At 73.6% G+C, this 19,982-nt stretch carries 19 protein-coding genes; 7 read left to right on the forward strand and 12 right to left on the reverse strand.

What is annotated here, in order from left to right; all coding sequences use genetic code 11:
* The first annotated feature begins 294 nt into the window (after positions 1-294).
* Positions 295-1,032 (forward strand): GAF and ANTAR domain-containing protein, encoded by a 738-nt coding sequence (locus FHX75_RS05675; RefSeq protein ID WP_154936987.1) that lies wholly within the window; start codon positions 295-297, stop codon positions 1,030-1,032.
* Position 1,033: 1 nt separating this feature from the next.
* On the opposite strand, the gene FHX75_RS05680 is transcribed toward FHX75_RS05675, so the two are convergent.
* Positions 1,034-1,750, reverse strand: coding sequence for a GAF and ANTAR domain-containing protein (locus FHX75_RS05680; protein WP_154936988.1), 717 nt, complete (start codon positions 1,748-1,750; stop codon positions 1,034-1,036).
* Positions 1,751-2,083: 333 nt separating this feature from the next.
* On the opposite strand from FHX75_RS05680, the gene FHX75_RS05685 reads away from it, so the two are divergent.
* The 3 genes from FHX75_RS05685 (at position 2,084) to FHX75_RS05690 (ending at position 4,859) form a co-directional block, all read left to right on the forward strand.
* A complete protein-coding gene (locus FHX75_RS05685; RefSeq protein ID WP_154936989.1) occupies positions 2,084-2,611 on the forward strand; it encodes an STAS domain-containing protein in 528 nt (175 codons plus the stop codon).
* 112 nt (positions 2,612-2,723) lie between these two features.
* Positions 2,724-3,911: a hypothetical protein gene (locus FHX75_RS30575; RefSeq protein WP_170285289.1), complete on the forward strand. Its 1,188-nt coding sequence runs from the start codon at positions 2,724-2,726 to the stop codon at positions 3,909-3,911.
* Positions 3,912-4,178: 267 nt separating this feature from the next.
* The gene (locus FHX75_RS05690; protein ID WP_154936990.1) at positions 4,179-4,859 is read left to right on the forward strand and encodes a hypothetical protein; all 681 of its coding nucleotides are present in this window, start codon (positions 4,179-4,181) and stop codon (positions 4,857-4,859) included.
* Positions 4,860-5,029: 170 nt separating this feature from the next.
* On the opposite strand, the gene FHX75_RS05695 is transcribed toward FHX75_RS05690, so the two are convergent.
* Positions 5,030-6,220, reverse strand: a complete 1,191-nt coding sequence (locus tag FHX75_RS05695) for an ROK family transcriptional regulator (protein ID WP_246157684.1) — start codon at positions 6,218-6,220, stop codon at positions 5,030-5,032.
* Between the two features lie 56 nt (positions 6,221-6,276).
* Between FHX75_RS05695 and FHX75_RS05700 the strand changes: the two genes are divergently transcribed.
* Positions 6,277-6,693: a family 1 glycosylhydrolase gene (locus FHX75_RS05700; RefSeq protein WP_246157685.1), complete on the forward strand. Its 417-nt coding sequence runs from the start codon at positions 6,277-6,279 to the stop codon at positions 6,691-6,693.
* Between the two features lie 10 nt (positions 6,694-6,703).
* Here FHX75_RS05700 and FHX75_RS05705 read toward each other — a convergent pair whose 3' ends face one another.
* From FHX75_RS05705 to FHX75_RS05750, 10 genes are all read right to left on the reverse strand, one after another.
* The gene (locus tag FHX75_RS05705) at positions 6,704-7,363 is read right to left on the reverse strand and encodes a GNAT family N-acetyltransferase (protein WP_211364337.1); all 660 of its coding nucleotides are present in this window, start codon (positions 7,361-7,363) and stop codon (positions 6,704-6,706) included.
* Positions 7,364-7,545: 182 nt separating this feature from the next.
* A complete protein-coding gene (locus FHX75_RS05710; protein WP_246157686.1) occupies positions 7,546-9,471 on the reverse strand; it encodes a S9 family peptidase in 1,926 nt (641 codons plus the stop codon).
* A gap of 129 nt (positions 9,472-9,600) precedes the next feature.
* Positions 9,601-10,227, reverse strand: a complete 627-nt coding sequence (locus tag FHX75_RS05715) for a TetR/AcrR family transcriptional regulator (protein ID WP_154936992.1) — start codon at positions 10,225-10,227, stop codon at positions 9,601-9,603.
* Positions 10,228-10,488: 261 nt separating this feature from the next.
* Positions 10,489-11,760 (reverse strand): ABC transporter substrate-binding protein, encoded by a 1,272-nt coding sequence (locus tag FHX75_RS05720; protein ID WP_154936993.1) that lies wholly within the window; start codon positions 11,758-11,760, stop codon positions 10,489-10,491.
* Between the two features lie 51 nt (positions 11,761-11,811).
* Positions 11,812-12,951, reverse strand: coding sequence for a branched-chain amino acid ABC transporter permease (locus FHX75_RS05725; protein ID WP_246157687.1), 1,140 nt, complete (start codon positions 12,949-12,951; stop codon positions 11,812-11,814).
* Positions 12,948-13,826, reverse strand: a complete 879-nt coding sequence (locus FHX75_RS05730; RefSeq protein ID WP_154936994.1) for a branched-chain amino acid ABC transporter permease — start codon at positions 13,824-13,826, stop codon at positions 12,948-12,950. Before FHX75_RS05730 ends, FHX75_RS05725 begins: the two co-directional genes overlap by 4 nt.
* Positions 13,827-13,853: 27 nt before the next feature.
* Positions 13,854-14,570 (reverse strand): ABC transporter ATP-binding protein, encoded by a 717-nt coding sequence (locus FHX75_RS05735; RefSeq protein ID WP_154936995.1) that lies wholly within the window; start codon positions 14,568-14,570, stop codon positions 13,854-13,856.
* Positions 14,567-15,409 carry an ABC transporter ATP-binding protein gene (locus FHX75_RS05740; protein WP_154936996.1) on the reverse strand — a complete coding sequence of 281 codons (843 nt, stop codon included), beginning with the start codon at positions 15,407-15,409 and terminating at the stop codon, positions 14,567-14,569. The genes FHX75_RS05735 and FHX75_RS05740 overlap by 4 nt, the downstream gene beginning before the upstream one ends.
* A gap of 192 nt (positions 15,410-15,601) precedes the next feature.
* The gene (locus FHX75_RS05745; protein ID WP_154936997.1) at positions 15,602-17,155 is read right to left on the reverse strand and encodes a long-chain-fatty-acid--CoA ligase; all 1,554 of its coding nucleotides are present in this window, start codon (positions 17,153-17,155) and stop codon (positions 15,602-15,604) included.
* Between the two features lie 77 nt (positions 17,156-17,232).
* Positions 17,233-17,985 (reverse strand): SDR family NAD(P)-dependent oxidoreductase, encoded by a 753-nt coding sequence (locus FHX75_RS05750; RefSeq protein ID WP_246157860.1) that lies wholly within the window; start codon positions 17,983-17,985, stop codon positions 17,233-17,235.
* A gap of 121 nt (positions 17,986-18,106) precedes the next feature.
* On the opposite strand from FHX75_RS05750, the gene FHX75_RS05755 reads away from it, so the two are divergent.
* Positions 18,107-19,321, forward strand: coding sequence for an acyl-CoA dehydrogenase family protein (locus FHX75_RS05755; RefSeq protein WP_154936999.1), 1,215 nt, complete (start codon positions 18,107-18,109; stop codon positions 19,319-19,321).
* Entirely contained in the window at positions 19,318-19,977 is a 660-nt protein-coding gene (locus FHX75_RS05760) for a TetR/AcrR family transcriptional regulator (RefSeq protein WP_211364338.1), read from the forward strand. Before FHX75_RS05755 ends, FHX75_RS05760 begins: the two co-directional genes overlap by 4 nt.
* Positions 19,978-19,982: the final 5 nt, after the last annotated feature.

Below are 19,982 nucleotides of genomic sequence, written 5' to 3' on the forward strand. Positions count from 1 at the left end.
GATCAGGTCATCCCGCCGCCCGCGCGGTAGCGCCCGGCGGGCAGGTCCGGGCGGCCGGCCCGGCGAGCGACGCCCGGACGGTCCGGGGGTCGCCGCGACCGGAGGGGGCGGTACAGTGGACCACTGCAGCCGACGCCCCGCCAGGCGTCGCGAGCGAGCGTCAAGCAGCGGCGCTGGTCCCCGGTCCGCCCCCGCGGAGCCGCACCCGCGGCCGATGGGAGTGGGCCGTTCCCGTCATGCGCTGCCCCGGCTCCGCCGGAACGATTGCGCCGGTTCGCAAGGACGTCAGACGCCATGCCGCAGTTCCCCCTCGACCTGACCGAGGCCTTCATCCAGCTGGGCACGATCCGCTACGACGAGACCGGGCTGGACGCCGTCCTGACCCGGATCGCCCAGGTCGCCCGGGACGGCATCCCGGGGGCCGCGGAGGTGTCGGTGACGCTGGTGCACGGCACCGAGGCCACCACCGCCGCCTACACCGGCGACCTGGCGCTGCGCCTCGACGAGTGGCAGTACGAGCAGGGTCGGGGCCCGTGCCTGGACGCGGCGACGACCGGCACGGTGATGATCGTGGCGGACATGGCGACGGAGCGCCGGTGGCCGGAGTGGGCGCGGCGGGCGCGCGAGGCCGGCGCGGGCAGCTCGATGTCGATCGGCCTGCCCATCCAGGAGGCGGTGGTCGGGGCGTTGAACGTCTACGGCACCCGGCCGGGCGCGTTCGACGAGGTGGCGGAGGCCGCGCAGACCTTCGCCGACCACGCCGCGGTCGCCCTGGCCAACGCCCACCTCTACGACAGCACCGCCACCCTCGCCCAGCAGATGCAGTCGGCGATGCACAGCCGGGCGGTCATCGAGCAGGCGAAGGGGATCATCATGGGGCAGCGGCGGTGCTCGGCGGACGAGGCGTTCGCGATCCTGGCCAAGGTGTCGCAGAACTCCAACCGCAAGGTGCGCGACGTGGCCGAGTCGTTGGTGCGTCAGGTCACCGCGGGTGGCGCGGCGCCCCGGCAGTCGACCCGCCCGGAGGGCTGAGTCACCGCTCAGCCGGGCGTCCCTCGGCCCGCGCCACGAGCACCGCGGCGACGTCGCGTACCCGCCGGTTGGTGTCCTGGGACAGCTTCGCCAGGATCCCGAACGCCTCGTCGGCCGAGCAGCGCCGTTCGCCCATGATGATGCCCTTGGCCTGCTCGATGACCGCCCGGCTCTCCATCGCCGCGCGCATCTGCTCGGCCAGCGTCGCGGCGTTCTCGTACAGGTGGGCGTTGGCCACGGCCACGGCGGCGTACGCGGCGAAGGTCTTCGCCAGCTCCTGCGCGTCCCGGTCGAAGGCGCGCGTCGCCAGCCCGTAGACGTTGAGGGTGCCCACCACCGCCTCCTGGATGGGCAGCCCGATCGACAGCGAGCTGCCGACGCCGGCGTCCCGGGCCCGGCCGGCCCAGACCGGCCACCGGTCCTCGTCGGCGGTGTCCGGCACGGAGATCGCGTCGCCGCTGACCGAGGCGTCCAGGCACGGGCCCCGGCCCTGCTCGTACTGAACTTCGTCGAGTTCGAGGGCGAGTGTGCCCGTGGTGGCCACACTCTGCGCGGTGGTGTCCCGCAACAGCGTCACGGAGACCTCGGCGGCGCCGGGGATGCTGCGCCGGGCCAGCCCGGCGACGGAGCGCAGCACCTCGTCGACGCCGGCCTCGTCGAGCCGGATCCGACCGAGCTCGGCCAGGGCGTCCTGCGGGGACAGCGGAGTCTGTGCCATGGAACGGGCCCTTCACGACGGGGCGTACCCCACGGGTGCGGCGGGCGCGCGCCGCGTCGGTCTTCGGTCGGACCGTCCCCGGACCGCGCGCGGCGGCCGTGTGCCCGGGGCCGCGGTGGCGGCCTCGCACCGGGGCGGCGTGGCACCTCGCACCCTACCCGCCGCGCCGACGTCCCGTCGCCCGAGTCGGCGCAGGCACCGGGGGCGGTCGCCCACCGTGACGTGTGGAAATCGGCCGCGAGGGGTAGCGTCGGAGCCGGGTCGAGACACGCGCCCAGGACCGGCACCGCACCGCGCTGCCGTGAAGTCCGACCAATCCCGCGAGGGGGCGCGATGTCCACGGAACTGCCGTACGGCCGAAGCCGGCGCCCGGACGGCGACATCCCCGCGCCGGACGCGCCGGTGATGTCGCTCGACTGGGAGCACGAGGGACCGCTGACGGTGGTCTCGGTCCACGGCGAGGTGGACATGAGCAACGCGCACCTGCTCGTCGACCTCGTGGCGGAGCTCGCCCGCCGCCCCGCCCCCCGGGTCGTCCTGGACCTCTCCGGGGTCCGCTTCGTCGACCTGCACGCGGTACGCGCCCTCGTCGAGGCGGACCGCCTGCTGCGCGAGGCGGCGGGCGGCCTGGCGCTGCGACGACCGCCCCGCTGCGTCTCCCGCCTGCTGCACCTCACCGCGACGGCACACCTGTTCGCAGTGGACGACGGTCCGATCCCCGGTGACGCGCCGTGGGCCGGGCCGGCCGTCACCGGCGACCGCATCCCGCCGAGGCGAGCCACCGGCGCCCTGCCGGCGCCCCACTCCCAAATGGACGCCGGTCGGCCGCCCCTGCCCAGCGGCCGGGAGGTGTCGGCCTGACCAGCGGCACAAACCTGTGCGCCGCGCCGCACGCTCTCTGTCACCGCACCGGCGCTTTCGGTAGAGTGCCCGGTGCCGGCCCTCGGGGACGGCTGAGGTCGGGGGTGCGGCGATGGGCGTGCGGAGCGGGCGGCTGGGGCCTCTCGCGCTGCGCCTCGGGCTCGTGCTCGGCGCCGCCGCCTGCGCCTGGATCGGCTACGAGGCGGGCGACGACCGGTCCGCGCGTGCCGCCGACGCGCCGCCCGTCGTCACGGTGGACGCGGTCGTCGGAGGCGTGACCGGCCTGCTCCAGGCCACCCTCGCTCCGGTGGGGATCCCGCCCTCGGTGGCGGCCGACACCCCGGATCCCCCGCGCCGGACCGGGTCCGGCGACGACGGCGGCGACCCGGGCGGCACGCCGCCGTCCCGGGCCGGGTCGTCCCCGGCGACCGACACCCGCCACGCGACGCCGCCGCCGAAACGCCGGACATCGCCGCCCGCCGGCCGCCCGACCCGAGCCGTCCCGCCGCGCCCGGGAACGCCGGAGACCGTGGCCGCGCGCACGAGCCGGCCGCCGCGGGACCGGGTGGCGGCACCGCCGACCAACGCCGTCGACCGGGTGGCGACCCCCGTCGTGGGCGCTCTGCCCGCCGTACTCGACCCGGTCGCCGGCCCCGTCCTCGGCGCCCTACCCCCGGTGGTCGACCCGATCGCCGGTCCCATCGTCGGCGGCGTGGCCCCCGTGGTCCACCCGCTGCTGCGCGGCCCCCACCCGGTCCTCAAGCCGCTGAAGCCGGTGCTCCACCCGCTGAAGCCGGTGCTCCACCCGCTGGAGCCCGTGCTTCGGCCGCTGGAGCCGGTGCTGGGGGCGCTGCGTCCGGCCGAGATCGCCCCGCCGGCCGAGCGGGCACCCGGGGCGGACGGCACGGCCAGGCAGCCGCCCGGGGCGCCGGGCACGGTCGAGCGACCATCCGCCACGACCGCCCCGCCGACACCATCCGCTACGACGCCGCCCACCGGCCAACCCCGGACCGGCGCGGCCCTGGCCGGCCCGGCACCGACCAGGGCGGCCGCGTGGGCGCCGGCGGAAGCCGGCACCGATCCGCTGCGCCACCCGGTCCGACCCGACCTCATCCCGCACCGCGGCGCGCCCGCCACCGACACCAGCGGCGTGGTGTCCGGCGGCGGTGTCCACCAGCCCGCCGGCGACGCCTCGACGGTCGCCTGGACGCCGCCCGCCACCGGGCGGCGGCTCTGCCGGCCGGACACTCCCGTTCCGCTGCCGTCCCGCTGTCCCCGGCCGGGGAGCAGACCCGCCTGACGGCGTCCGCCGACGCGACGTGGTTCACCTCGTCGTGGCGGCGCCGCCGTCGCCTCGGATCGGGTCCGACCGCGACGGCCGTCGCCACCCCGTTCCCGCCCGTCGCCGCCGGCCGCGCGTCCCTGTCCCCCACCGCTCCGGCGTCCGCCGGACTGACGGCCCTACGCGGGCCCCGCGTCGCCGACCACACCGTCGCCTGGTGACACCGGGCCACCGGCCGGTCGCGCCTGCCGTACCCCGATCATGATCTTGATCAGGAGTCACACCATGAGCTACCCCATGCCCGTCGCTCGCGCCCGCTGGTGCGACGTCGGCCGAACCGTCGACCTTGTCACCGCCAGTCTCGCCACCACCGTGCTCGGTGCCTGGCTGGTCCCCGACGAGCAGCGCAGGCCGGTCGTGCTGGCCGACGTGGCCCGGATCTGGACCGAACACGCGCTGCTGGTCGGCGACGTGTTCCTGCTGCGCGGCGGCACGGCGGCCACCGTCTGGTTCCACCGCTACCGCCCCATCCCGTCGCCCGCGCGCTACGAGGAACGGCTCGCGCTGGCCTGCGGCGGGGACCACGAACGCTTCCTCCTCCTCGAACAGGCCCTTGCCGCGCACCGACCCACCGAGGCGCACCACCACCTGGCGATCCTGGCGGTGCCGCCCGGCCCGGACCGTGCCGCGCGGGCCGACGGCATCCTCGCCGGCAGTCAGCGGTGGATGGACACGCTCGGCCTGCCGACGTACGCGGAGACCTTCAGCGACGGCCACCGCGCCCTGCACGGTCGGCACGGGTACCTGGAGCGCGACAGCTTCCCCCTGTTGAACGGAATGCTGGTGCACCCGATGTGGCGTCCGGCGTCGCAGCCGGGGCGACGGGGCGCCAACGTCGCCCGCTGGCCGAGCGCGCGACCGCCCCGACCGGAGCAGAATCGGGCGCGGGAGTGGGTCCCGAGATGACCGGGCGCGCCACCGCACCGTCCCGGGCGCGTCGATGAACCGGGGCGGCCCCCGAGGCCGCCCCGGTCCCCCGTCGTCGCTCGGCGGACCAGCGGTGGCCCGCAACGAGTCCGGCGCGGGCTGGTACCACACCTGAGGTTGGCCGCGCCCTCCAGCGGGCCCGGTGACGGTCAGTCCCGTACGCCGCCCGAGGCGAGCAGCCGGGCGATCGGCAGAGTCGCCGCGCCCAACGCCACCGCGTCCACCCCCAGCCGACCGAGCTGGATCGACGCCTGCTCGTACGGCTGGCGCAGCGCCTGCCGGCCGGCGGCCGCCCGGATGGCCGGCAGCAGGTCGCCGAGGGCCACGGCGGCCCAGCCGCCGAGCACCACCCGCTCCGGATTGAACAGGTTGATCAGGTTGGCCACCCCGGCACCGAGGTAGCCGGCGGTCTCGTCGAGCACCCGCCGGGCGGTGGCCGAGGTGGCCGCCGCGTCGACCAGCGCGGCGAGCTGGGACTCCTCGTCGTCGCCGGGCACCGGCCGGCCCCGGCGGGCCTCCCGGTAACGGTCGATGATCGCCTCGGCCCCGACGTACGCCTCCAGGCAGCCCCGGGCGCCGCAGCGACAGTTCCGGCCGCCGTACATCAGGGTGGTGTGCCCCCACTCGCCGGCGCTGCTGGACGCCCCCCGGTAGGTGATCCCGTTGGTCACCACGGCCGCGCCGACGCCGGAGCCGACGAGCGCGAACACGGCGTGTCGGGCGCCCCGGCCGGCGCCGAACCACATCTCCGCCTGGCCGAGGGTCTTGGCCCCGTTGTCGAGGTGCAGCGGCAGGTCGGTGCCGTCGGCGATCAGTCGTTGCAGCGGGACCCGGTCCCACCCGAGGGCCTGGGCGTGCACGACCGCCTGGGCGCCCTGCTCGACCACTCCGGAGACGCCGATGCCGACGCCGAGCACGTCGGCCGCCGCGACCCCCGCCCGGGTGGTCACCGCCTCGATGCCGGCCAGCACGTGACCGGCCACCGCGGCCGGCTCGGTGCGGGCCGGGTCCAGTGGGTACTCGCTACTGGCCAGCAGCGTCATCGCCAGGTCGAAGAGCTCGACGCGGGCCCGGGTCTCCCCCACGTCGACGCCGATCACGGCGGCGAATCCCGGCGCGACCCGGAGCATCATGCTCGGCCGCCCCCCGTCCGAGGAGGCGGCGCCCGCCTCGACGACCAGCCCCTCGTCGATCAGGTCACCGACGACGTTGCTCACCGCGGGCTGACTCAGCCCGCTGCTGCGCACCAGGTCCTGCCGGGTCAGCGGGCCGTCGAGGAACACCTTCGTCAGCAGGGTGGACCGGTTGCGCAGCCGGAGCCCCCGGTTCGTCGCTCGCACCAGCTCCACTCCCCACCTCGCATCCTCCTCGGCCGCCCGGGCGACTGTACGTCGCCATGCTTGACGGCCCTGGAGAGGCGTACCCGGCCGGGCTGGAGGAGCTGCTGGTCGCGGTCAGCGAGGAGTACGCCCCGTCGCGGATCATGGTCACCGAGAGCGGCGCGGCCTGGCCCGACCGGGTCACCGCCGTGGGCACGGTCGAGGACCCGGAGCGGACCGCGTACCTGGAGGGGCACCTGGCGGCCTGCGCGGCGGCGCGCGAGCGTGGCGTGCCGCTGGACGGCTACTTCGCCTGGTCCCTGCTGGACAACTTCGAGTGGGCGTACGGCTACGACAAGCGCTTCGGTCTGGTGCACGTCGACTACGCCACCCAGCGGCGCACGGTCAAGGCCAGCGGGCTGCGCTACGCCGAGCTGATCCGCGCCCACCAGCGGCCGGCCGGGCCCCGCGAGGCGGTCCCGGCGCGCGGCTGACAGCGGGGCTTCATCGCGCATCAGCCGGCGGTCCCGGCGGTACCGTGGACAGCGGTTCCGTCGGGACCGGCGTGGGAGGGCACCCATGGCGGACAGGCATCCCGTGCTCGCCCGGGGACCGCAGGCCGAGCCACTGCTCGGCGTCCCAGGCCCGGAACCGCTCTACCTCGGTGAACCCCAGCTTTGCCGCGAGGCGCATCGAGCCGAGGTTGGCGGTCTGGGTGGTGAGCACCACCGGCTCGCCGGGAAGGACGCCGTCGAACCAGTCGAGAGCTGCCGCGCACGCCTCGGCGGCGTACCCGAATCCCCACGCCCGCGGCAGGAACAGGTAGCCGAGATCGACCTTTCCCGCGGCAGCCGGGCGGCGGTGCCCGGTTGCTCTCCTGAGCAGGATCTGGCCGATCATCGCCCCGTCGAGATCGACGACGAAACTCCCGGGCCAGCGCTCGGGCGCCCCGGGCATCTCGCGCTCAAGCTCGGCACGCGGCCGGGGGCCGCCGAGGTAGGTGTGCACCTCCGGCGACGCCAGCAGCTCGATGAACGCCGAACGGTCCCCGGCCTCGGACGCACGGAGCACGAGCCGCTCGGTCCGGATCGGCTCAGGCGGCCACGCGACGGGTCCGAGCTCAGTCATGTCGGCCAGCAAATCAACAGACGCGGCAGCGATCAAGACTCGCGGACCGATCAACCCACCGGCCCGGGCCCCACCCTCACCTACGGGGCCGGGCCCTACAAGCCACGCCGGCTGGGAACGGGTGCGGGTCTCCGCCGCTGGAACCCGCCGAGCGTCACCCAGCACGCCGCCAACTCGGCGAACCTAGGTGGTCACAGCACTAGGCGACCACACGTCGGTCATCCGAGCCACCGGTCGAACCAGGCGCGGGTACGGCGGAGCACGTCGAGTTGATGGCTGCGTTCGCGGATCGAGTGGTTCTCCCGGGGATAGACGACGTACTCGTGCTCGACTCCGAACCTGCGTAGCGCGCGGTGGAAGAACTCCGCCTGTGACACCGGGACGTTCGTGTCGTTCTCGCCGTGCAGGATCAGCACCGGCGTGCGGACCTTGGCGGCGTACGAGATCGGGCTGAGCCGGTCGTGACGGTGTGGACCCGTTCCTTCCCAGCCGCTGCTACCACCGAGGGCCGACTCGAACCGGCCCAGTTCTCCGGTGGCGGCGAGCATTCCCCAGTCGCTGATGCCGGCGCCCATCACGGCGGCCTTGAACCGGTCGGTCTGCCCGACCGCCCAGGCGGCCATGAACCCGCCGTGGCTCCAGCCGCCGATCCCCAGGCGGTCCGGGTCCGCGACGCCGTCGGCGATGAGCAGGTCGATGCCGGCGCAGATGTCGGTCCACTCATCGAGGCCGACCGCACCGGCGACGCGCACGGCGAAGTCGTGGCCGTGCCCTTGGCCGCCGCGCGGGTTGGGCAGAAACACGGCGTAGCCGGCGGTCGCCAGCCACTGGCCGGACGGGTCCCAGCCGAGCATGAGCCGGTCGGCGTGCCGGTGGTACGGGCCGCCGTGGACGAGTGTCACGAGTGGAAAGGGCCCGTCCTCGTGGGACCGGCCGGCGGGCAGGATCAGCAGGCCGTCGAGGGCCAGCCCGTCGGACACCGCGTATGACAGGCGTTCCTGGACACCCCAGGGGATGTCGTGGAGTTCGGGCCTGAGATCGGTCAGCCGCGTCAGCGGCTCGCCCGTGGGGCCGGCGTGGACGTTCCCGGGCTGGTAGGACGTGCTGACGACCGCCGCGACGACGGCACCGTGCCGGTTCGTGGTCAACGACGTCGCGAGGCCGTCGACCCGGGACACCTCGACGAGGGTGGGCCCGGCTGGATCGAGCCGGTGGATCGCGGTGTCGAGCCCGTCGGCAACCAGCACCAGCGGCAGACCGGCGTCGACCTGGACCAGGTTGCTCGGGCAGGCGGTCATGCCGGCGGTGAGGTTTCGGTGTTCGCCCACCGGCCCGCGCACCGGCACGGCGACATCGAGTACCGCGTGTCCGCCCACCAGAGCGGGCGGAGTCGTCGCGACGTATGCCAGGTGCCAACCATCGTCGGCGGGCCACCAGACGAGCGACGACGCGCCGGCCGCAGCCGGGCCGAGGTCCCGGGTCACGCCGCTGTCCGGGTCGAGCAGGTGGAGCCCGGGCTCCACCAGACCCGGGTCCACGTCGGGAGTCGACCAGGTCAGTACCGCCAGCAGTCCATCGTCGGGCCGCTGGGCCACCTCGACGACATGGCGATCGCCGAACGTGTCCGGCGTCCGAACCTCCCGGCTCCGTACGTCGAGCAGCCGCAGCCGGTCCGGGAGTAGGCGTTCACCCCACACCCGAGCGTCGTCCCGCTCCCGGTCCCGACGTTCGTCCTCGGCGGACGGTTCATCGGCTGCGATCACCACGACACGGTCCGGATCGGCGAGCGGGAGGTGACCGGACACCCCACCGGCCCAGGACGTGACCGCCTCCACGACACCGTTGACCAGCCCCACCCGGTGCAGTTGCGCCGCGCCACGCTCGGCCCGGTCGGAGAGAAAGTAGATCGACAGCGAATCCGCAGCCCACCGCGGCGCCGAATCGTACGCCTCACCCGAGGTCAATCGTCGCGGCAACCCGGTCCCGTCGACGGCGGCGACCCAGAGTTCGCTGACCGGGTGAACACCGCCCCGCCCGACCGGGGCGACCACGAAGGCGACCCACCTGCCGTCCGGCGACAGCGCCAACGCCTGCGGAACCCGACCGTCAACCACCAACTCGGCGGAGAGCTGCGCACGGGCCACCGAGGCACAGTAGCGATCAACCACCACGGCGGCCAACCGCTGCCGCAACGTCTCCACCGCACGGCTGCGGCGCCGGCCGGGGACCATCCCGATCTCGACAGACAACCCAGGAGGAGACGCCGCGGTGGGTCACCGCAGCCCGGCGGCGATGGCGTCGACGAGCAGCGCGCCCACGATCCGCGTCAGGGTGGCCCGCGCCGCCTCGACGTCCAGCCCCATCGCGTCACGCATCATCGACCAGGCCGACCAGGTGCTCGCCACGGTCAGCGCGTCGAGCAGCTGCTCGCGTCCCGGCCCGGCGTGCGCCAGTTCCGGGCCGAAGACGGTCTCGATCTCGCCGCGTACCCGGTCGATGTTGCCCTCGCGGTTGCGGCGCAGCTGCGGCGAGAACGGCTCGCGCAGCGCGGAGGCGCGGGCCGAGGGCGCCAGCACCTCCAGCATCCGGGCGCGCTGGGCGCTGAACTCCCCGATCCGCCGGGTGAGCGGCAGCTCCGGCGAGATCGGCCGGACCATCGACTCCTGCCGCTCGCTGACCCGCCGGCCGGTCGCGGCGAACAGCGTCTCCATGTCCTTGAAGTTGGTCCACAAGGTACGCAGCGACACCCCCGCGCGTTCCGCGATGCGCTCCCCGGTGGGCCGGAGGTCCCCCTCGTCGATCAGCGCCAGGTGCGCGTCGACGATGGCGGTGCGGGTACGCTCGGCGCGCGCCGACCGCCCGTCCACCCGCGCCGGCCCGTCGGCGGCCACGTCGATCATGTGATCGTCCCCTGTCCGTTGCGGAGAAATCTGCACCGGCAGTGTATCGACATCTGCCAAACCGGACTCGGACGGCGTCCCCACCCCCGATCCGATACCCCGCAGCGCGACAATCCGCACCCTACGTGCGAGCTGTTGGCCACAGCGACCGGCACGTGGTCGACCAGGCCCGGGTGCCGCGTTCGCCGCGACGACAACCGGGCCGCCACCGTCAGGTGGCGGCCCGGGCCGGACCGGCGCGGTGGCCGGTGGCGTCGCGGATCAGGTCGTCGGGATCGCGTCCGCCGGCGGCGCGGCCGGCGCACCGCTCAGCTCGGTGACGGCGCCGTCACCGTCGTCGGTGGTGTAGGTCGGCCCGAAGTACGACTGGACGCCGTTCTGCACCTTGTTCATCCGGACGCCGCTGTAGCCGGCGTGGACGTCCTTGCTGTACCGGAACGGGGTGAGGCCCGGCCCGGTGAAGCCGCCCTTGCGCACCGCCTCGATGAGCTTCTCGCGGGTCAGGTCCTTGCCGGCCGCGAGCAGCGCCTGCACGAAGGTGTACGCCATCGAGTAGCCGTAGACGGCGTTGCCGTCGATCGGGTTGGCGGCGTTGTACTGCTGGTGGATCTTGGTGTACGCCTGGATCCACGGGTCGTTCTGGTCGTTGGCCATCGGCAGGTAGTTGTCGGCGATCATGCCCTCGAGGATCACCTTCTTGTCGCCGAGCTGGCCGGAGAGCGTGGTGTAGTCGGCGCCCACGTTGGACACCACCCACTGCGCCCGGAAACCCTGCCCGGCGGCCTGGCCCATGGCCAGCGCGGTGAAGCCGGGGATGCTCGCCGAGATCACCACCTGGCAGCCGGCCGCCTTCAGCGCGCCGATCGCCGGCCCGACCTGCGGATTGGTGGGCGTGTAGGTCTGCTTGGCGGTCACCGGCCCGAGGATCTTCTCCACCCCGGCGAGGGAGTCGCGGCCGAAGTCGTCGTTCTGCCCGAAGTGGCACACCTTCTGGCCGGGGAACTGCTGCTTGACGAAGGTGGCGAGGATCTTGCCCTCGACGGTGTAGTCGGGCTGCCAGCCGAAGGTGGTCGGGTACTTCTCGGGCTGGTTCCAGTTGCGGCTGCCGGAGGAGACGAAGAGGTCGGGCACCTTCTGCGTCTTGACGAACTCCAGCACGTTGGTGTGGGTGGGGGTGCCAAGGCCGCCGAGGAGCGCGAAGACCTTGTCGTCGAGGACGAGCTTGCGGACGACGTTGTCGGTGTTCGCCGGGTTGTAGCCGTCGTCCATCACCTTGTAGACGATCTTCCGGCCGTTGACGCCGCCCTTGCTGTTGACGTGCTCGAAGTACGCCTTGGTGGCGGCGGAGATCTTCGAGTAGCCGGCCGCGGCGGGGCCGGTGAGTGGCTGGTGGGTGCCGATCACGACCTCGGTGTCGGTGACGCCCGGGACGTTCTCGGCCGCCTGCTGCTCGTCGTTGGCGCAGGCCGACGCGCCGACCAAGAGCGCGAGGCCGGCAGCGGCCGCGAGTACGCGGCGTGTGGTCAGATGCATGGTTCTCCATTCCGGTGCGGGTGCGAAGCGGGGTGGGTGGAACCGAGGGAGTCAGGGGTGCGGGGTCCGGCGGCCCGGCCGGAGACGTGCGGTGAGCGTGCGGGCGGCGCCCTGGAGGCCGCCCGGGGCCGCGAGCATGACGACGATGAGGATCAGACCGAACACGGCGAGGGCCAGGTTGCCCTCCAGCCGCTGGGCGAGGCCCGCCGGCAGCGTGAAGGTGTCGTTGACGAGGCTCGGCAGGTCCTGCAGGGCCACCAGCAGGACCGCTCCCCAGACCGCCCCGGCGAGGCTGCCGAGCCCACCGATCACGATGGCCATCAGCAGGAACAGCGACAGGTCGAGGGCGAACTTGCCGGGGGCCACGGTGGCGGTCAGCACCGCGTACACGCCCCCGCCCAGGCCGGCGCAGGCGGCGCTCACCACGAAGGCGAGCACCTGGTTGCGGGCGACGTGGATGCCGGAGAGCCGGGCGGCCACCTCGTCGTCGCGGACGGCGCGCAGCGACCGGCCGAACCGGCTGCGCACCAGGTTCGCCATCAGCAGCATGGTCAGCAGCGCGGCGAGCAGCGCGATCCAGGCCAGCCACCGTTCCGGCTGGAAGTACGCGCCGAGGAACGCCGGTGGCGTCTCCGCCGGGAAGCGCAGCCCCTGCTCGCCGTTGAAGACGCCGGTGAAGATCGTGGTGATCGCCGGGACCAGGGTGGCGACGGTGAGGGTCACGCCGGCCAGGTACGGCCCGCGCAGCCGGGCGGCGGCCAGCCCGATGACCAGCCCGGCCGCCGCGGTCACCGCGACCGCGGCCAGCAGGGACAGCGGCAGGATCCACCGGCCCTGCACCGTACGCGCCTCGAAGGCCCGCTGGACCAGCGCGACGGTGTACGCGCCGGTCGCCATCAGGGCGCCGTGCCCGAGCGAGAGCTGGCCGTTGAGGCCGACCAGGACGGTGTAGCCGGCGGTGACGCAGAGGAACGCGCAGACCCGGGCCACCTGAAGGTTCTGGTACGGCGGCAACTGGTTGGTCAGCAGCACGACGAGCGTGCCGGCGAGCACGACCGGGACCAGATGGCGCAGCAGCGTCGAGCCGCCCGCCGGGGCGGCGTCCGGCGGGCCGGGCAGCAGCCGGCGCAGCGGTGACGGCCGGCCGGGTGGCGGTTCGGCCGTGGACACGTCGGGCTGGGTGGTGGTCACACGTGCCTCGCTCTCGCGCTGGAGAAGAGCCCGCCGGGGCGGACCAGCAGGACCGCCAGCAGCAGGACGAGGACGGCCAGCGGCGTGGTGTCCGGGCCGAGGTAGCCGGTGACGTAGGACAGGATCAGGCCGACCAGCAGGCCGCCGACCACCGCCCCGACCGGGCTGTCCAGGCCGCCGACGACGGCGGCGGTGAACGCGACGACGAAGACCAGGTCCATCGCGTGCGGGTGCAGCCCCAGCCCGGTGGGGATGACCAGCATGCCGGCGAGGGCGCCGACCGCGGCGGCCAGCGCCCAGCCGACCGTGAGCATCCGGTTGACGTTCACCCCGAGCAGCCGGGACACCTCGGGTGCGAAGGCGCTGGCCCGCATCCGCAGGCCGATCGGCGTACGGGTGAACAGCAGCGCGAGCAGCACCACGACCACCAGGACGGCGCCGAGGACCCACAGGTCGTACGGGGACAGCGCGGCGATCCCACCGATCGACAGGGCGTCGGTGTCGAACGGCGCGGCCGCCGGCCGGTACTCGTTGCCGAAGACCATGCCGAGCACCGCCTGGATCAGCAGCACCAGGCCGAGGGCGACGATGACGTCGTTGAGCGGATTGGCGTGGCCGACGAAACGCATCAGCACCCGCTCGACGAGCGCACCCAACGCCAGGCCGGCGAGGACGGCCGCGCCGAGGCCGAGCCAGTACGAACCGGTGGCGGAGGCGACCGCGTAGCCGACGTAGGCCGTCGTCACCGCCATCGCGCCCTGCGCGAAGTTGACCAGACGGGCGGCCCGCCAGATGAGCACCAGGGCGAGGGCGAACGCCGCGTAGACGGCGCCGGTGGACAGTCCGTCGAAGGTGAGGAACAAGAACCGGTCCAAGCGCGGATCCTTCCTACGGGTGGGGGGTCAGAACCCGAGGTACGCGTGACGTAGCGTCTCGTCCTCGCGCAGCTGTGCCGCCGGGGTGGCCATGACGACGCGGCCCAGGGACATGACCACGCCCTGGTCGGCGACGGAGAGGGCACTGCGCACGTTCTGCTCAACGAGCAGGACGGTCAGCCCGGTGTCGTCGCAGAGCCGGCGCAGCAGCGCCATGATCTGCGCGGTGACCCGGGGTGCCAGGCCGAGCGACGGCTCGTCGAGCAGCAGCAGCCGGGGCCGGGCGATCAGCGCCCGGCCGAGAGCGAGCATCTGCCGCTCCCCGCCGGAGAGCTGGTGCCCGGCGTGCCGTCGCCGCCGGGCCAACGGCTCGAACAGCTCGTACACCTCGTCCTGGGCGCGCCGGGCGTCGGCGCGGTCGCGGCGCCACAGCCCGCCGAGGCGCAGGTTCTCCTCGACGGTCAGCTCGGCGACGATGCCGCGGCCCTCCGGTACGTGCGCCAGGCCGCGACGCACCAGCGCCTCGACGCGGACGCCGCGCAGGTCCGCGCCGTCGAACCGGACCTGGCCGGCGGTGGGCCGCAGCAGGCCGGACAGGGTACGCAGCAGGGTGGTCTTGCCGGCGCCGTTGGCACCCAGGACGGCGGCGATGGTCCCGGTCGGCACCTCGAAGGTGACGTCGCGCAGCACCGGCACCGGGCCGTAGCCGGAGCTGAGCCCGTCGACCGCCAGGATGGCGCTCACGGCGCGACCACCGGACCCTCGGCGGTGCCGGTGACACCGGCCGGGACGTCGGCGCCGAGGTACGCCTCGGTCACCAGCGGGTCGTCGCGGACCTGCTCCGGGGTGCCGGCGGCGATGACCTTGCCGAAGTCCAGCACCACGATCTCGTGGCACACGGACATGACCAGATCCATGTGGTGCTCGACGAGCATGATCGAGCAGGCGGCGTCGGCCCGGCCGGGCAGCGCGGTGATCAGCTCGGCCAGCTCGTCGATGTCCTCGGCGCCGAGCCCGCCGGCCGGCTCGTCGAGCAGCAGCAGGCGGGGCCGGGCGATCAGGGCGCGGGCGAGGGCGACCCGCTTGCGCACCGCGTACGGCAGGGTGCCGGGCGCGGCGGCGGCGTGCCGCCCGACGCCCAGCTCGGTGAGCAGGTCGAGGGCCTGTTCGCGCAGCCGCCGTTCGTCGCGGTCGCTGCGGGGCAGGCCGAACAGGGCGGTGGTGAAGCCGGCCCGGGCGGCGTGGTTGGCGCCGGCCATAACGTTCTCGACGACGGTGAGGCCGGGGAAGAGGCCGACGCCCTGCAACGTGCGGGCGATGCCGAGGCGGGTGAGTCGGTGCGGACGCGGCCGGAACGGCCGGCCGTCGAGGGTGAGCGAACCGCTGGTCGGCGGGACGAAGCCGCAGACCACGTTGAACAGGGTGGTCTTCCCGGCGCCGTTCGGACCGATCACGCCGACGATCCGGCCGGGCGGCACCCGCAGGGAGACGCCGTCCAGTGCGACCAGGCCGCCGAACCGGACGCCGACGTCGCGCAGGACCAGGTCCGTGCCGGCGGCAGTGTCGGTGGGTGGTGGGCTCATCTTCACCTCTTACGGGACGCGGCGACGGGGGAAAACGCGGTGCGACTCGGGCGAAGCATCGGAGGTTATTACACCGGGAGTGTACTTTTAGCACGGAGACCGTCAATGGCTCGTTACGACGCTGTGATGTGGACGGGTCGTACCAGGACAATGTCGGTCGGCCCGGGTCGCTGCCGACCCGGGTGAGGGCAGCTATTGCACTTGCTGTGCAGGGGTTTCCAGCAGGTCCTTCTTCAGTTCCCGCTTGAGCAGCTTGCCGGTCGGGCCCTTCGGCAGTTCGGTGACGATACGGACCTGCCGCGGGTACTTGTACGCGGCGAGCCGCTCCCGGCAGTACGCCACCAGGTCGTCGGGCGTCACCTCGGCGTCCGGCGTGAGGCTGAGCACCGCCACGACCTCCTCCCCCAGCTTGGCGTCGGGGCGGCCGAGCACCGCGGCCTCGACGACCGCCGGGTGGGCGTACAGGACCTCCTCGACCTCCCGGGGGTAGACGTTGTACCCACCCCGGATGATCATGTCCTTCTTGCGGTCGACGATGAACAGGTAGCCGTCCGAGTCGGCGTACGCCAGGTCTCCGGTGTGGAACCAGCCGCCACGGAACGCCTCGGCGGTCGCCTCGGGGTTCTTGTAGTAGCCCTTCATCACGTTGTGGCCGCGGACCACGATCTCGCCGACGTGCTCGGGCCCGGGCGGCAGCGGCCGGTCGGCGTCGTCGACGATGCGGGTCTCCACGCCCCAGATCGGCTTGCCGATGGAGAGCACCTTGCGCTGCTCTGCGCTGATGTTGAACGTAGTCGTGCTGGCCGTCTCCGACAGCCCGTACCCCTCCAGGATCACCACGCCCGGGAACCGCTCCTCGAAGGACCGGATCACCTCGCCGGGGATCGCCGCCCCGCCGGAGACGCCGACCCGCAGCGAGGAGAGGTCCCGACCGGTGAGGTCGGCCTGCAACAGGGCGAAGTACATGGTGGGTACGCCGGAGAAGATCGTGCACCGGTGCCGCTCGACGGCGTCGACCACCGGCCCCACCTCGAAGCGCGGCACGAGCACGACGGTGCCGCCGTAGCGCACGGCCACGTTGAGCACGCTGGAGAGGCCGAAGACGTGGAACAGCGGCAGGACCGCCAGGCCGATGTCGTCGTCGCGGAAGCCGAACAGCTCGCCGCCGACGGTGCAGTTCATGTAGAGCTGGAAGTGGGTCAGCTCAGCGCCCTTGGGCCGGCCGGTGGTGCCGCTGGTGTAGAGCAGCACGGCCGTGTCGTCGGCGTCCGTCGGCGCGATCTCGCCGGTGTCCTCGGCCGCGTACAGCTCGTCGAAGTGCCGGGTGCCGTCGGGCCGCCGGTCACTGCCCGGCAGGTTGACCACGTACGTCGTCACGCCCTCGACCTCGGCGGCCCCCTTGGCCGCCTCCTGCGCGAACAGCTCGAAGGTGATGAAGACCTTGGTGTCGGAGTCCGCCAGGTGGTACGCGACCTCACCGGCGCGCAGCAGCGGATTCAGCGGCACCATGACCAGGCCCGCCTTGAGGACGGCGAAGTAGGCGAAGAGGAACTGCGGCACGTTCGGCAGCTGCACCGCCACCTTGTCGCCCCGGCGCAGGCCCAGCCCGAGCAGGGCCGTGGCCACCCGCCCGGAGATCTCGTCCACCTGTCGGTAGCTGAAGGTCAGGTGGTCGAGGTGGCAGAGCGGCTTGTCGGGATGCGCCCGGCGGGGCTCCCGGAGGATGGTCGCGAGGTTGAAGCTCATCGGTGCTCCTCCTGTGCGGCGAGTCGCTGGGACATCGAGCAACGTGACAGCCGGTCTACGCCCTCCGCCCTCGGGCGTCAAGGCATGACGAGGCCGCCGTCGACCGGCACGGTCACTCCGGTCACGTACGACGAGGCGTCGCTGGCCAGCCAGATCAGCGTGGCGGCGAGCTCCTCGTGCTCGCCGAGCCGCCCGGCCGGGGCGAGCGCCTTGACCATCTCGAAGGTGCCCGGATCGAGCTGGTCGCTCATCTCCGAGGCGAAGAAGCCGGGGGCGATGCAGTTGACCCGGATGCCCTTGCGGCCGGTCCACTGTGCCGCCAGGTCGCGGGTCAGGCCGATGACACCGGCCTTGCTGGCGGCGTACGCGGCCTGCGGGATGCCGCCCGGGCGCAGGCCGATGACGCTGGAGATGTTGACGATGGCACCGCCGCCGGTGGCCGCCCGGGCGAACGCCTGGGCCATCCAGTAGCTGCCCATCAAATTGACGTCGACGACCGAGCGGAACTGCTCCGGGGTCTCCCGGGAGGCGGGCACGGCGGTGCCGACCCCGGCGTTGTTGACCAGCACGTCCACCCGACCGAACTGCTCGATGGCGGTGGCGACCAGCGCCTGGCAGTCCTCGGGCCGGCTGACGTCGGTGGCGCGGAACGCGTACCGCCGGCCGGCCGCCTCGACCAGCTTGCCCGTCTCCGGCAGGCGCTCGACGCGGCGGGCGCCGAGCACGACGTCGGCGCCGGCCTCGGCGAGTGCCCGGGCGAACGACACCCCCAGGCCGGAGGAGGCGCCGGTGACGACGGCGACCTTCCCGTCGAGGCGGAACCGGTCCATCACGCTCACCCTGGGGCTCCTCACGGTCACGGTGCTCTGGACGCCATACCGACCAGCCGGTATGTTCGGCGTCCGGCGACGGTAGCGAGCCGCCGACACAGCCGTCAATGGGGAGACAGCCATGGACTTCGAACCGAGCGCACGGTCCGCCGAGTACCTCAAGCGGCTCCAGGAGTTCATGGACGACCACGTCTACCCCGCCGAACCGGTCTACGCGGCCCAGCGCGCCGAACTCACCGAGGCCGGCCGCCGCCACCACCTGCCCGCGATCGTCGAGGAACTCAAGGCCGAGGCGCGCCGCCGGGGGCTGTGGAACCTGTTCCTGCCCGACGTCTCCGGACTCACCAACCTGGAGTACGCCCCCCTCGCGGAGCTGACCGGCCGCTCCATCGAGCTCGCCCCCGAGGCCGTCAACTGCGCCGCCCCGGACACCGGCAACATGGAGATCCTGCACATGTTCGGCACGGACGAGCAGAAGGAGCGCTGGCTGCGCCCGCTGCTCGACGGCGAGATCCGGTCGGCCTTCGCGATGACCGAGCCGGACGTGGCCTCCAGCGACGCCACCAACGTCCGCACCCGCATCGAGCGCGACGGCGACTCGTACGTCATCAACGGCCGCAAGTGGTGGACCACCGGCATCGCCGACCCGCGCTGCGCCGTCATGATCGTGATGGGCAAGACCGACCCGTCGGCGGACACCCACCGGCAGCAGTCGATGATCCTGGTCCCGGTGGACACCCCCGGCGTCGAGGTGGTGCGCTCGCTGCCCGTCTTCGGCTACCACGACCAGCACGGCCACGGCGAGGTCGTCTTCACCGACGTCCGGGTGCCGGCGTCGCACCTGCTCGGCGAGGAGGGCGGCGGCTTCGCCCTCGCCCAGGCCCGGCTCGGCCCCGGCCGCATCCACCACTGCATGCGCGCCATCGGCCTTGCCGAGCGGGCGCTGAGCCTGATGGTGCGCCGCGCCACCACCCGGGTCGCCTTCGGTCAGGAACTGGCCCGCCAGGGCGTGGTGCAGCAGCAGATCGCCGAGTCGCGGATGGCGATCGAGCAGGCGCGGCTGCTCACCCTCAAGGCGGCGTGGATGATCGACCGGTACGGCGCCAAGGCCGCCCGCACCGAGATCGCCGCGATCAAGGTGATCGCCCCCCGCGTCGCGCTGGAGGTGCTCGACCGGGCCATCCAGGTGCACGGCGGGGCCGGCGTCTCCGACGACTTCCCGCTCGCGTCGATGTACGCGGGCGCCCGTACCCTGCGCATCGCCGACGGCCCCGACGAGGTGCACGTACGCGACGTGGCCCGCCGGGAGATCCGCCGTCAGCTGGAGTCGCGGTGACCGTGGCGACCGAGCCCGCCGTCACTCCCGAGCGGCGGCGGGCGCCCCGCGGGTCGGCCCGGCAGAGCATCGTCGCGGCCGCCACCGAGCTGTTCGCCCGGCGCGGCTACGAGGCGACCAGCGTCCAGGAGATCGTGGCGGCGGCGGAGGTGACCAAGGGGGCGCTGTACCACTGGTTCGGGTCGAAGTCCGAGCTGCTGACGAGCATCTACCGGGAACTGCTCGCGGAGCAGACCCGGCGGCTGGCCGAGATCGCGGCCGGCGACGGGCCGGTCGGGGAGCGGCTGCGCGCCGCGGCCCTCGACGTGGTCGAGCACACCGCCGAACACCTGGCCGAGCTGACCGTCTGGGCCCGCTCGGCACACCTGCTCGACGACGAGCACGCCGAGGCCACCCGCCGGGAGCGCCGGCGCTACCACGACCTGTTCCGCGACCTCGTGCACGAGGCCCAGCTGGCCGGCGTGGTCCGCGCCGACGTCTCCGCCACCGTGGTCACCCACACCTTCCTCAGCGCCCTGGGCAACATCCACACCTGGTTCCACCCGGACGGGCCGCTGACCTTCACCGAGGTCGGCCACCAGCTCGTCGCGCTGTTCGTCGACGGCGTGCGCGCCCCGGCGGAGTCCGCGCCGGCCGGGGGCCCGGCGCGGGGCTGACGCCG

The organism is Micromonospora palomenae (assembly GCF_007829925.1).
In the GTDB taxonomy this organism is placed as follows: Bacteria; Actinomycetota; Actinomycetes; order Mycobacteriales; family Micromonosporaceae; genus Micromonospora; species Micromonospora purpureochromogenes.